The organism is Mesorhizobium sp. M0195, from assembly GCF_040322115.1.
GTDB lineage: Bacteria > Pseudomonadota > Alphaproteobacteria > Rhizobiales > Rhizobiaceae > Mesorhizobium.
Map to the genome: position 1 here is coordinate 307374 of NZ_JAMYSV010000004.1, position 12349 is coordinate 319722.

Sequence of the window (12349 nt, forward strand, 5' to 3'; positions counted from 1 at the left end):
AGGCGCTCGACATGAAGCTCGAGGTCGTGGTCATCCCCGTCTCGGACGTCGATCGCGCCAAGAGCTTTTATAGCGGCCTGGGCTGGCGGCTCGACGGCGATTTCGTCGTCGGCGATACGTTCCGGGGTGTGCAGTTCACACCTCCGGGCTCGCCTGCCTCGATCCACTTCGGCACGGGGATCACGACGGCGGCGCCCGGCTCGGCAAGCGGACTTTATCTTGTCGTGTCGGACATCGAGGCGGCGCGCGTCGAGCTCATTGGCCACGGCGCCGAGGTCAGCGAGGCGTTTCACCGCGCAGGTCCCGGCAAGCCGGCGGTCAAGGGGCGCGATCCCGAGCGGCGCAGCTACTCCTCGTTCGCGACGTTCAAGGACCCGGACGGCAACGAATGGCTGCTGCAGGAAATCACCACCCGCTTTCCCGGCCGGATCGACTCCAATGTCACGACCTACGCTTCCGGAGCGGATCTTGCTGCCGCGCTGCGACGCGCGTCGGAGGCCCACGGCGAGCACGAGAAGCGCAACGGCGGCCAGCGCGATGAGAACTGGCCGGACTGGTACGCGGAATACATGGTGGCTGAGCAGGCCGGCAAAGAGCTTCCGCTTTGAAGGATTCAGCGCGCAGCGCGTCGCCGAATCGTCTCCGCGGCGATATCGATCGAAACTGAAAAGGCGTCGTCGATGAAAGCAACCAAGCTGCTCGTCGCCGTGGTGCTCGCACTGGCAATCGGGGCTCCGATTGCCAGTTTTCTGGGAGACACGAATGTGGCTCAGCCGATAGCCTCCGCACCGATGAGGGTTCCGTTTCTTCACGGACTTTTCTCCCTCCAGTTTGAGGGTCAATCCGAGCTTGCTTCGCTTGGCGTGGCGAACGAGTGGATAAATTCGCCGCCGCTGACGGCGTCGGCTTTGCATGGCAAGGTCGTCCTCATCGATTTCTGGACCTACACCTGCATCAACTGGCTGCGCACGCTTCCCTACGTTCAGACCTGGGACGAGAAATACCGGAAGCATGGTTTGGTGGTGATCGGAATCCACGCGCCGGAGTTCGCGTTCGAAAAAGACCTGAACAACGTGCACCGGGCGGTGAAAGACCTGGGGATCGATTACCCGATCGCCGTCGACAATGACCATCTCATATGGCGGGCTTTCAGCAACCAGTACTGGCCGGCACTCTATTTCGTCGATTCGCGAGGACGCGTCCGGTATCACCACTTTGGCGAGGGCTCATACCAACAGTCGGAAATGGTCATCCAGGAATTGCTGACTGAGGCTGGCGCCGGCGGATTCGACCGTGAGCCTGTGTCGGTCGATGCCCGCGGCATCGAAGCCGCGGCCGATTGGGAGACCCTCAAGTCTCTGGAAAATTATCTCGGCTACGAACGCACCCAGAATTTTGCCTCCGGCGATGAAGCGGTCTTGGACGCGCCGCACATCTACGACGTGCCGGCGCGACTACGCCTGAATGAGTGGGGGCTGTCTGGCAGTTGGACGGTAAGGAAAGAAACCGCCGTACTGAACAAGGCCGATGGCCGCATCGCGTACCGTTTTCACGCGCGCGACCTTCATCTGGTCATGGGTCCGGCAGCGCCGGGAACGTCTGTGAGATTTCGCGTGCTGATCGACGGACAGCCGCCAGGCACGGCTCACGGCATCGACGTCAATGAAAAGGGCGAAGGCGCAGTGACAGAGCAGCGCCTGTACCAACTGATCCGACAATCGAAACCCATCATCGATCGGCAGTTCGAGATCGAGTTTCTCGACTCAGGCGTGGAGGTCTTTGCATTCACGTTCGGCTGATCGCCCGCGCAAGGATAGAGGTTCCCAAATGCATTCACTCAATATCCCGGATGAGATCGACCAAGATCGCCGTCGGTTCTTTGGCGCCGCCGCGATGGCTGTCGCCGCCACTCAGTTCGGCCTGATCGGCCCGGCACAAGCGCAACAGACGACTGGCGAGCCTGCGGCGTCCTTTGGGCCCTTGAAGCGGATCGAGGCCGGCGTGCTGAGCGTCGGCTATGCGGAACTTGGACCGACCGACGGCCCGCCCGTCATCCTGCTACATGGCTGGCCGTATGACATCCACACCTATGCCGATGTCGCTCCCCTGCTTGCCGCAAAGGGGTACCGCGTGATTGTGCCCTACCTGCGCGGATACGGCACGACCCGATTCCTGTCGGATGACACGATGCGCAACGGTCAGCAGTCTGCGATTGCCGCGGACATTGTCGCCCTGATGGACGCGCTGGGCATCGAAAAGGCGACGATTGGCGGCTGCGACTGGGGCGCCCGCACCGCGAACATCATTGCCGCACTATGGCCTGAACGCTGCAAGGCGATGGTCTCGGTGAGCGGCTACCTCATCGGCAACCAGCAAGCCGGCAAGCTGCCGCTGCCACCCAAGGCTGAGCTGCAATGGTGGTATCAATATTACTTCGCCACCGATCGCGGCCGCGCCGGCTACGAGAAATACACACGGGATTTCGCCAGGCTGATCTGGCAACTTGCGTCGCCGCAGTGGAATTTCGACGATGCCACATTCGAGCGCAGCGCCGCAGCCTTCGACAATCCCGATCACGTGGCCATTGTGGTCCACAATTATCGCTGGCGGCTCGGACTCGCCGCCGGCGAGCAGCAATACGACGCGTTCGAGGAGCGACTCGCCCAGGCACCGGTCATCGGCGTGCCGACGATCACCCTCGAAGGCGACGCCAATGGCGCGCCGCATCCGGACGCCAGCGTGTACGCCACGATGTTCCCGGCCAGATACGCGCATCGGGTCGTCAGCGGCGGCATCGGGCACAACCTGCCCCAGGAAGCGCCGCAGGCCTTTGCCGATGCAGTTGTCGAAGTCGACGCCTGATGGAGTTCGCGGCAACCGCCCAAGCGGCGGTTACCGCTACCAGCAAAAGAATGCCAATGAGCCACATCGCAAGGGTTGTCTATACGGCCAGGACCGCAACCACGGGCAGCCGCGAAAATGGCGCCTCGCGCAGTTCCGACGGCCTTCTGGACATCTGGCTATCGACGCCTGGATCGGCGCGCATCGGCACCAATCCGGAGCAGTTGCTCGCGGCCGGCTGGTCGGCCAGCTTCGCAAGCGCAATCGCATCTGCGGCCCACGAACGAAAAATCGCGCTGCCTGCAGGGATGAGCATCGAGGCCGAGGTGAATCTGAACTACGGAGAAAACGGCCACTTTCTTAGCGTCCAACTGGATATTGCCGTGCCGAGTCTGGAGCGCGATGTGGTACAAATTCTGGTGGATGAAGCGCACGAGATTTGTCCTTACTCCAAAGCGACACGGGGCAATATCGATGTCATAATGAGGATCGTCTGATTTGACCTACATCGCTCTTCGGCGTTGAAGCTTTTGGCACCTCGCTCCCAGTCTGTTCGGGGTCAGATCATGATCATGCCCACTCGACGTGAATGTCCGCTTTCGATATCCGCGGGCTCGAAGCTGCCGGTCCGTTGTCGGCCCCATCAACGACGTTTGAGACCTTGATGCTAGGCAATGCCGACGACCTCGCCTACCCCCCAGCCAACCGCGGCAACAAAAAAATCTCCGCCCCTTCCGGCAGTTCCTTCGACCAGGTGTCGCGATAGATCGTCCCGTCGATGGCGACGGCGATGCCGCGATCGATGTATGGCTCGAGGCCGGGATACTGTTCAGCCAGTTTCCTGAACAGCTCCCGAATATCCTTGGCCTCGATCTCGACCTTGCTCTTGCCTCCGGCGATCGCGCCGAGCGACCCCCAGAGCGTTACTTCGACCATCAGCCTCCCCGTTCCGCCTCGAGCGCCGCCAGGATGCGCGGCGGCGACATCGGGATATGCGTCATCCGCACGCCCGCGGCGTTCGACACCGCATTGGCGATCGCCGCCAGCGGCGGCACGATCGAGGTCTCGCCGACGCCGCGCACCCCGTAAGGATGGTTAGGATTGGGGATCTCGAGGATCTGCGTGTCGATCATCGGCAGGTCCGAGCAGACCGGGATGCGGTAATCCAGGAAGCCAGGGTTCTGCAGCCGCCCGTCCTTGCCGTAGATATACTCCTCGTTGAGCGCCCAGCCGATGCCTTGCGCGGCACCGCCCTGGTACTGCCCCTCCACATAGGTCGGATGCACCGCCTTGCCGGCGTCCTGAACGACGGTGTAGCGCAGCACCCTGGTCGAGCCTGTCTCGGGGTCCACCTCGATATCGCAGATATGGGTGGCGAAGGAGACGCCGGCGCCGTCGGCGACGAGCTCGCTATGGCCTGCAATGGGTCCGCCCGTCTTTCCGGAAGCGGCCGCGATCTCCTTCAGCGACAGCGGCGAGAGGTTGCCGTGCGTCGCGCCCTTGGCAATCGCATGACCCTCTTCCCAGACCACGTCGTCGACGGCTATGTCCCACATCTGCGCGGCGCGTTCTCGCAGGATCTTGATGGCGTTGCGAGCGGCGGAGATCGTCGCCATCGAAGACGAGAAGGTGCCGCGGCTGCCGTCCGTCATGTCGTTGTAGCCGAGGCTGGAGGTATCGGCGACCACCGCCTTGATCTGCTCATAGGGGATACCGAGCTCCTCCGCCGCCACCAGCGACAGCGACGCGCGGGAACCACCCACATCGACCGTGCCGACGGCAAGCGAGACCGAGCCATCCATGCCTATGTTGAGGTCGGTGCAGGTCTGGCCGCCGAAGTTGAACCAGAAGCCGCAAGCCATGCCGCGGCCCTGATTCTTGCCGAGCGGCGCCTTCATGTGCGGATGGTTCTTGGCCGCCTCCAGCGTCGGCCCGATGCCGATCGGCCCATATACCGGGCCGTAGGACGATCTGGTGCCTTCCTGCGCCGCGTTCCTGATCCGAAACTCGACCGGGTCCATGCCGATCTCCTTGGCCAGCTCGTCGACCGCGCTTTCCACCGCAAACGCTGCCATCGGCGCCGACGGCGCCCGATAGGCCGCGGTCTTGGGCCGGTTGACCAGCACTTCGTAGCCGACCGTCTTGACGTTCTCGAGCTTGTAGCAGGCAAAGGCGGTCATGGCGCCGATCTCGGCCCACATGCCGGCATAGGGGCCGCAGGAATAGCGCAGCGTCGCCTCGGCCGCCGTAATCGTGCCGTCCTTGCGGGCGCCGATCCGAACATCGATCGAGGTGGCGCTGGTCGGGCCGGAGGCGCGGAACACCTCGTCGCGCGTCATGACCAGCTTGACCGGCCGGCCGGCCTTGCGTGACAGCGCCAGTGCCACCGGCTCGGCCCAGACATGGGTCTTGCCGCCGAAACCGCCGCCGATCTCCGACGAGGTGACGCGCAGCTTCGAGGCTTCCATGCCAAGCAACTGGGCACAGTGCTGGCGGTAGACAAAATGGCCCTGCGTACAGACCCAGAGGTCGGCGGTGCCGTCGGAGCTGACATTGGCCACGCAGGCATGCGGCTCGATATAACCCTGGTGCGTCTGCTCGGTCTTGAAGGAGCGTTCGACGACGTAATCGGCCTGGCCGAAGCCTTCATGGATGTCGCCATGGCCGTACTGGGTGCGCTTGGTGACGTTTGAAGGCTTGACGGGCTTTTCCTCGAGGCCCTCGGTGAAGATGGCGTCGTTGATCAGGGGTGCGGAGTGCTTCATCGCCTCGTCGACGTCGGTGACATGCGGCAGCACCTCGTAGTCGACCTCGATCAGCTTCAGTGCCTGCCTCGCCGTGCGGGCATCGACCGCAGCGACCGCGGCCACGGCATGGCCGTCATAGAGCGCTTTCTTGCGCGCCATGCAGTTGTCGAGGATGTCGTACATGGCGGCATCGCCGTCGGTCAGGTCGGGCAGGTCGGCCGCGGTGATCACCGCCTTGACGCCGGGGAGCATCTGCGCCTTCGACGTGTCGATCTTCCTGATCGTGGCATGCGCATGGGGGCTTCTGAGAACGCGCCCGACCAACTGCCCGGCCATGTTGAAGTCGGCGCCATAGCGTGCGCGGCCCGTCACCTTGTCGACACCATCGGGACGAATGGGACGCGTGCCGACAGAGGTGAAATTGCGTCCGGAGTAACGCGGATCGAAATTCATCGTTATGCTCCCTTCATCACGCTTGTTTCATTACGATGGCGGCGTCCTGAACGGCACGCACGATCTTGTCATAGCCGGTGCAGCGGCAGAGGTTCCCGGCGAGGCCGAAGCGGATCTCCTCCTCGGTCGGATCGGGGTTCTTGGCCAAAAGGTCCTTGGCCGCCATGAGGAAGCCCGGCGTGCAGACGCCGCATTGAAGTGCGGCGTGCTCCAGGAATTTCTGCTGCAGCGGATGCAGCCTGTCGCCATGCGCCATACCCTCGATGGTCTCGAGGTGACGGCCCTCGGCTTCCGCACCGAGCACCAGGCACGAGCACACCAGCCGATCGTCGAGGATGATGCTGCAGGCGCCGCAGTCGCCGGTGCCGCAGCCTTCCTTGGCGCCCGTCAGCCCCAGGCGATCGCGCAGGACATCAAGCAGCGTCTCGTCCGGCTGGCAAAGGAACTCGACATTGTCGCCGTTGATTGTCGTTGATACTGCTACACCGGCCATCACTTGCCTCCTGCACGTGCATAGGCGGTCGTGGCGGCCCGCTTGGCCAGCACACCCGCAACTTTCCGTCTGAATTCGATAGTGCCTCGCTTGTCGTCGATCGGACGGCAGGCGCCCGAGCAGACTTTGGCGAGCCTTTCCAACGTGGCTTCGTCCAGCTTGGAGCCGATGAGAACCTCGGCAGCCTCCTCGACCAGAACCACCGTCGGCGCCACGGCGCCTAGCGCCAGGCGGGCGGATTTGACGCGACCTTGCTCATCGAGCGTCAGGTTCACGCCGGCGCTGACCACCGCGATGTCCATCTCGGTACGCGGAATGAAACGCAGATAGGCATCGCCCGAACGCGGCAGACGTTTGTCGAGCAGGATTGCCTCGATGATCTCGCCCTTGGCCAGCGACGTCTTGCCCGGCCCAGTCGGCACCGCTTCCACGGCAATCGGTCGCCTGGTTCCAGGGCCGACGACCACCGCCTTGGCGCCAGCGGCCACCAGTGCCGGCACGCTGTCGGCGGCCGGCGAGGCGTTGCAGAGATTGCCGACGATGGTGCAGCGTCCCTGCACCTGCTTCGAGCCGATCAGCTTGGCCGCTTCGACGACGCCGGGCCATGCCTTCTGCAGGGCCGTGTTCTCGCCCAGCACGGCGCATGGGACCGCCGCGCCGATGCTGAAGCCCTCGGCTGTTTCCCTGATCTCGCCAAGCCCGTCGATCGCCTTGATGTCGACGATCAGGTCGGGTTCGATAAAGCCGCCCTTCATTCTTACCAAGAGGTCGCTGCCTCCGGCGAGGATGGCGGCCGTGCCGGCTGAGTCGGCCAACAGGCCGGCGGCGTCTTCAATTGAAAGCGGACGTATGTAACGCATCGTCTCCCCTTACTGGTCATAGTCACATCAACTGATATAACCGTCTCTCGACAATGGCCATCCTGTTCGTGCATTCGCGGATTGGGCCAGGCGCCGCAATTTCATTTTGCTCGTCCAACTGGACGCACCGCCAGCCACTAATGCTCGATCGGCCCCTTCGGCATGACCAGCGCCGTGCCGGCTGTCGTCGGGCGCTCGATCATGCGGCGGACGCGCGGTGGCTCGTTGCCGCTGTGCAGCGCCCTTATACGCTCGCCGATGACGGCGTCCGCGTAGGTGGCGCGCCGATTGTGGCGGATATACTCGACCCAGGTCGGCGTGTGGTAGTGCTCGATCCATATCGACGGATTCTCGAGATCGCGCGCCAATGTCCAGTTGCGGGCGCCGTCACGGCGGCGGATGCGGCCGCGCTCGGCCATGGTGGCGAGGAATTCCGGCACGTCCTCGTTACGGATGACATATTCGATCATGATGGCGATTGGACCGCTGCGCGGCTTGAGATCAAGCGCCAGATGCGGCTCCTGGAAGCGGTTGAGCGGATCGAGGTTGAGCACCGCCTGCTGCGGCAGCGGCAGCAGCAGGCCGATGGCACCTCCCGCCAGCATGGCGACGCTGGCCGCCATCAGGGCGACTTCGGCGCCATGCGCGTCGGCGACGACGCCCCAGACCCAGCTGCCGAGCGCGATGCCGCCGAAGGTCGCGGTCTGGTAGACTGAGAGCACGCGGCCGACCACCCAGCGCGGCGTCGACATCTGTACGGTGACGTTGAAGTGCGACAGCGCCGTCACCCAGCAGGCGCCGCCGACCAGCAGGCCGAGCGACGTCTGCCACGCATGATTGCTGACGGCGGCGTTGACGGCGCAGACGGCGAAACCGGCGAATGCCGTGCGCACCATGGTTTCGCTGGACAGCAGCTGCCGTAGCCTGACGCTGATCAGCGCGCCGCCGACGGCGCCGATGCCGAAGGCGCCGAGCATGATGCCGTAGCTCAGGGCATCACCCTTGACGACGTCACGTGCGACCAGCGGCAGCAATGCCAGGACCGCGCCGGCGCTGAAGCCGAAAGCGGAGCTCCTGACCAGCACCTTGCCGATGTTAGGCGACATGGCGACGTAGCGCAGGCCAGCGCCCATTGCGGCGCCCAGCGTCTCGCGCGGCAAGGTCGATGCCGGCAGTTCCGGCTTCCAGCGGGCCAGCACGACGATGAGGCCGACATAGCTCAGCGTGTTGACGGCGAAGGCCGCGGCGGCACCTGCCGCGGCAACGATGATACCACCGATCGCCGGGCCGACGCTGCGCGTCAGGTTGAAGCCCATCGAGTTGAGCGCGATCGCCGCCGGCACCTTGGTGCGAGGCACCATGTCGCCAACCGAAGCCTGCCAGGACGGGCTGTTGAGCGCGGTGCCGCTGTCGATCAGGAAGGTGAAGGCGAGCAGCGTCCACGGCGTCATCAGGTCGAGATAGGTGAAGACGGTCAGAAGAGCCGAGACGACGAGCATGAACATCTGCGCGATCAGCATGATTTTGCGCCGGTTGAAGCTGTCGGCGATAGCGCCGGCCAGCAGCGCAAACAGCATGATCGGCAAGGTGGTCGAGGCCTGGACCAACGCGACCTGGTAGGACGAGGTGGCGATCGTCGTCATCATCCAGGCGGCGCCAACGCCCTGGATGAGACCGCCGAAATTGGAAACCAGGCTGGCGGACCACACCGCCCGGAAGATGCCGTGCCGGAACGGCGCCAGCGCCGAGGCGCTTTCGCTTTCCGGTGTGTCGTCCCTCATAAATGCTTTCCCGGGCTCAAATGCGTTTGTTCTTCCGATGAATCGGCCCCTCAAGCCATGGATTCAAAAAATAGAACATCACGTCGCAAAGGGCGAACGCATTCTGGAAAAACATCATGGTCCAACAACAAGATAGCGCCGGCCCGCCGTGGCGCTCGCCGCGCCGAGTGCGCCATATGAGTTGCGGGCACGGCGGCACTTTTAGCGGTCCTCGAAACCGGTCAGCACGCCGACGGCGTTGATGCCGATCTCCTCGACGGCGTAGCCGCCTTCCATGACGAACAGCGTCGGCAGGCCGAGCCTGGCGATGCGGCGGCCGATCCTGGGATAGTCGCCCGTTTTCAGCTTGAACTGGCTGATCGGGTCCTTCTCGAAGGTGTCGACGCCGAGCGAAACCACGACGACGTCAGGAGCATAAGCCAAAAGCCTCGTGCAGGCGTCCTCAAGTGAGGCGTTCCACACCTCCCAGCCGGTGCCGAAGGGCATCGGATAATTGTCGTTGAAGCCTTCGCCGTCGCCCTCGCCGCGCTCGTCGGCATGGCCGAGGAAGAAGGGATATTCGGTCATCGGATCGCCATGCAGGTTCAGCACCTGCACGTCGCCGCGGCGGTAGAAGATCTCCTGGGTGCCGTTGCCGTGGTGATAATCGACGTCGAGGATCGACACGCGCCCGGCGCCATGGTCGCGAAACCATTGCGCGGCGACGGCGGCGTTGTTGATGAAGCAATAGCCGCCCATGAAGGCTGCGCCGGCATGGTGCCCCGGCGGTCGGCAGAGCGCGAAGGCCGAACGGTCACCGGCCTTGACCAACGCGGCGGCTGTCAGCGCGACGTCATAGGACGACTTGATCGCGTCCCATGTACCTTTGACGAACGTCGCGCCGCCATCGAAGGAGTAGAAGCCGAGCAGCGCATCGATGCCATTCGGTCGCACGTCGCCGCGCAGGCCGCGCGTCGGCCAGGTGAAGGGAATGGCCGAACCGCTGCGGCCCGATGCTTCCCAGAGCGGCCACACGGTCGGCAGGAAATCGATGTAGTCGCTGTCATGCACCTTCCTGGCGGCGGCGAGGTCGTGGATTTCCGGCGGCAGGATCGGACCGAGTTTTTCGCTCTCCACCCGCGCCCTGATGAACTCGGCGCGCGAAGGCTTTTCAAATGCGGGCACGATGGCGCCGGCGATCAATTCGACATTGCCGGAATGGCCGGCATGGAGAGGCGAAAAAACAGTCTTCATGAACTTGTTCCGTGGTGAGACGCGGCGACCCTAACCGTCCTGCATGGCCCTCCACAAGGCGCTGGGCCAACCGGCCATGGCTTGCTGGCCCGGCAGCCGGTCGTCTAGCCTGTCGGCAGCGCAACCGAACCGCGGGTAATCATGAGTTCAAATGCCGACCTGATCGTCACCAATGCCCGTGTGCTGACCATGGACGAAGGCAATCCGACGGCCGAGGCGGTGGCGATAAAGGACGGCAACATCCTGGCGGTCGGCGATCGCCGGACGGTCGAGGCGCTGAAAGGGCCGGCCACGAAGGTCATCGATGCGCAAGGCGGGTCGGTGGTGCCGGGCTTCATCGAAGCGCATATGCATCTTTTCGGCGGCGCGGCCGAACTCGACAATCTGCACCTTCAGGGCGTGCATGGCTTCGATGCGCTGAGCGAAGCGATCCGTGCCTACGCGGCGGCACGACCGTACGCCAAGCTGCTGCTTGGGGCCGGCGTCGACTACACCATCCTGTCCAGGGAAGAGCCGGTCACCCGCCACCATCTCGACCGCATCATCCCCGACCGGCCGTTCGCGATGTCGGCTTCCGATCACCACACGATGTGGGCCAATACCAAGGCGCTGGAGCTGGCCGGCATCCTGCACGGCAGACAACTCGGGCCCGGCAACGAGATCGTCATGGGCGCCGACGGCCTCGCGGCCGGCGAATTGCGCGAGGGCGAGGCGTTCGGGCCGATCCTCGAGCTTTCCGGGCAGAACCGCGTGCGGCTCGGCCTTGCGACAGGCGGCGAGCCCGAGCCGTACCCTTCCGCCGCCGAAGTCGCTGCCGATCGCGACCTGATGCATCGCGGGCTGGAATGGTGCGCCCGCCACGGCATCACCTCGATCCAGAACATGGACGGCAATTTTTACCAGCTCCAGCTGCTAGCCGGGCTGGAACAGGAAGGGCGGCTGCTCTGCCGCACCAAGATACCTTTTCATTTCAAGAATTTCATGACGCTCGACATGCTGGAAAAGGCATCGAGCATGGCCAACTCCTACCAATCGGAATGGCTGTCGTCCGGCATGGTCAAGATGTTTTACGACGGCGTGCTGGAGGGCTGGACCGCGGTCATGGTCGATGACTATGCCGACCGGCCGGGCTGGCGCGGTGAGCCGCTGTTTACGCCCGAGCATTTCGCCGAGGTGGCGCTGGAGGCCGACAGGCGCGGCCTGCAGATCGCCGTGCATTCGATCGGCGACGGCGCGGTGCGCGCGGTTCTCGACGGTTACGAGGCGGCGCAGCGGAAGAACGGCAGGCGCGACAGCCGGCACCGGGTCGAGCACATCGAGGTCACCACTGCCGCCGACGTGCCGCGCTTCGCCGAACTCGGCGTCATCGCCTCGATGCAGCCGCCGCACCCGCCCGGCGCCATGGACTTCCCGCTGGAGCCGACGCTTTCGCGCATCGGCCGCGAAAGATGGCCGCTGAGCTATGCCTGGCGGACACTGAAACAGGCGGGCGCGCATGTCGTCTTCGCTTCCGACTGGCCGGTGTCGCGGGTCGACCCGATCCTGGGCATTCAGGCGGCGGTGCTGCGCAAGCCTTGGGCAGAGGGCGATCCAGACCAGAGCTTCTCGCTGATCGAGGCGCTTGCCGGTTATACGGTCGAAGGTGCCTATGCCGAATTCATGGAACACCGCAAAGGCCGGCTGAAACCAGGCTATCTGGCCGATCTGGTGGTGCTGTCGGCCGATATCGAGGCAACTGAACCGGGTTTGCTACACAAGGTGCATCCGGTCAGCACCATCTGCGGCGGCAAGATCACTTACCAGGGTTGATGATGACGCTGACGATGGCACGGAGCTTGCATTCTGAACCGAGGTCCAGATGCATGGTTGCCAAGCCGACCGGCATATGCTGACAATCGAATGGGAACTGGATCCGCCATCAAGAGCGGACATGAAAATGGG

Annotated in this window: 11 protein-coding genes; 5 read left to right on the plus strand and 6 right to left on the minus strand. The window is 64.0% G+C overall.

Going from position 1 to position 12349, the window contains the following annotated elements; all coding sequences use genetic code 11:
* Positions 1 to 11: 11 nt before the first annotated feature.
* The 4 genes from NKJ12_RS11995 to NKJ12_RS12010 all read left to right on the plus strand — a co-directional run bounded on the left by NKJ12_RS11995 (position 12) and on the right by NKJ12_RS12010 (position 3338).
* The gene (locus NKJ12_RS11995; RefSeq protein ID WP_352702832.1) at positions 12 to 608 is read left to right on the plus strand and encodes a VOC family protein; all 597 of its coding nucleotides are present in this window, start codon (positions 12 to 14) and stop codon (positions 606 to 608) included.
* Between the two features lie 72 nt (positions 609 to 680).
* On the plus strand, positions 681 to 1799 hold the full coding sequence (locus NKJ12_RS12000) for a redoxin domain-containing protein (protein ID WP_352702833.1): 1119 nt from the start codon (positions 681 to 683) through the stop codon (positions 1797 to 1799).
* Positions 1800 to 1842: 43 nt separating this feature from the next.
* Positions 1843 to 2862, plus strand: coding sequence for an alpha/beta fold hydrolase (locus NKJ12_RS12005; RefSeq protein WP_352702965.1), 1020 nt, complete (start codon positions 1843 to 1845; stop codon positions 2860 to 2862).
* A 56-nt stretch (positions 2863 to 2918) separates the two neighbouring features.
* Positions 2919 to 3338, plus strand: coding sequence for an Ohr family peroxiredoxin (locus NKJ12_RS12010; RefSeq protein ID WP_112563035.1), 420 nt, complete (start codon positions 2919 to 2921; stop codon positions 3336 to 3338).
* Positions 3339 to 3531: 193 nt separating this feature from the next.
* On the opposite strand, the gene NKJ12_RS12015 is transcribed toward NKJ12_RS12010, so the two are convergent.
* The 6 genes from NKJ12_RS12015 to NKJ12_RS12040 form a co-directional block, all read right to left on the minus strand.
* Positions 3532 to 3777, minus strand: coding sequence for a MoaD/ThiS family protein (locus NKJ12_RS12015; RefSeq protein ID WP_023675441.1), 246 nt, complete (start codon positions 3775 to 3777; stop codon positions 3532 to 3534).
* Complete coding sequence (locus tag NKJ12_RS12020) at positions 3777 to 6041, minus strand: xanthine dehydrogenase family protein molybdopterin-binding subunit (protein ID WP_352689976.1); 2265 nt, start codon at positions 6039 to 6041, stop codon at positions 3777 to 3779. Before NKJ12_RS12020 ends, NKJ12_RS12015 begins: the two co-directional genes overlap by 1 nt.
* Before the next feature lie 16 nt (positions 6042 to 6057).
* Positions 6058 to 6534: a (2Fe-2S)-binding protein gene (locus NKJ12_RS12025; RefSeq protein WP_352478287.1), complete on the minus strand. Its 477-nt coding sequence runs from the start codon at positions 6532 to 6534 to the stop codon at positions 6058 to 6060.
* Complete coding sequence (locus NKJ12_RS12030) at positions 6534 to 7394, minus strand: FAD binding domain-containing protein (protein WP_352702836.1); 861 nt, start codon at positions 7392 to 7394, stop codon at positions 6534 to 6536. The genes NKJ12_RS12025 and NKJ12_RS12030 overlap by 1 nt, the downstream gene beginning before the upstream one ends.
* Positions 7395 to 7531: 137 nt before the next feature.
* On the minus strand, positions 7532 to 9175 hold the full coding sequence (locus tag NKJ12_RS12035) for an MFS transporter (protein WP_352702838.1): 1644 nt from the start codon (positions 9173 to 9175) through the stop codon (positions 7532 to 7534).
* Between the two features lie 201 nt (positions 9176 to 9376).
* Complete coding sequence (locus NKJ12_RS12040; protein ID WP_352702840.1) at positions 9377 to 10408, minus strand: histone deacetylase family protein; 1032 nt, start codon at positions 10406 to 10408, stop codon at positions 9377 to 9379.
* A gap of 141 nt (positions 10409 to 10549) precedes the next feature.
* On the opposite strand from NKJ12_RS12040, the gene NKJ12_RS12045 reads away from it, so the two are divergent.
* Positions 10550 to 12217, plus strand: coding sequence for an amidohydrolase (locus NKJ12_RS12045; RefSeq protein WP_352702842.1), 1668 nt, complete (start codon positions 10550 to 10552; stop codon positions 12215 to 12217).
* Positions 12218 to 12349: the final 132 nt, after the last annotated feature.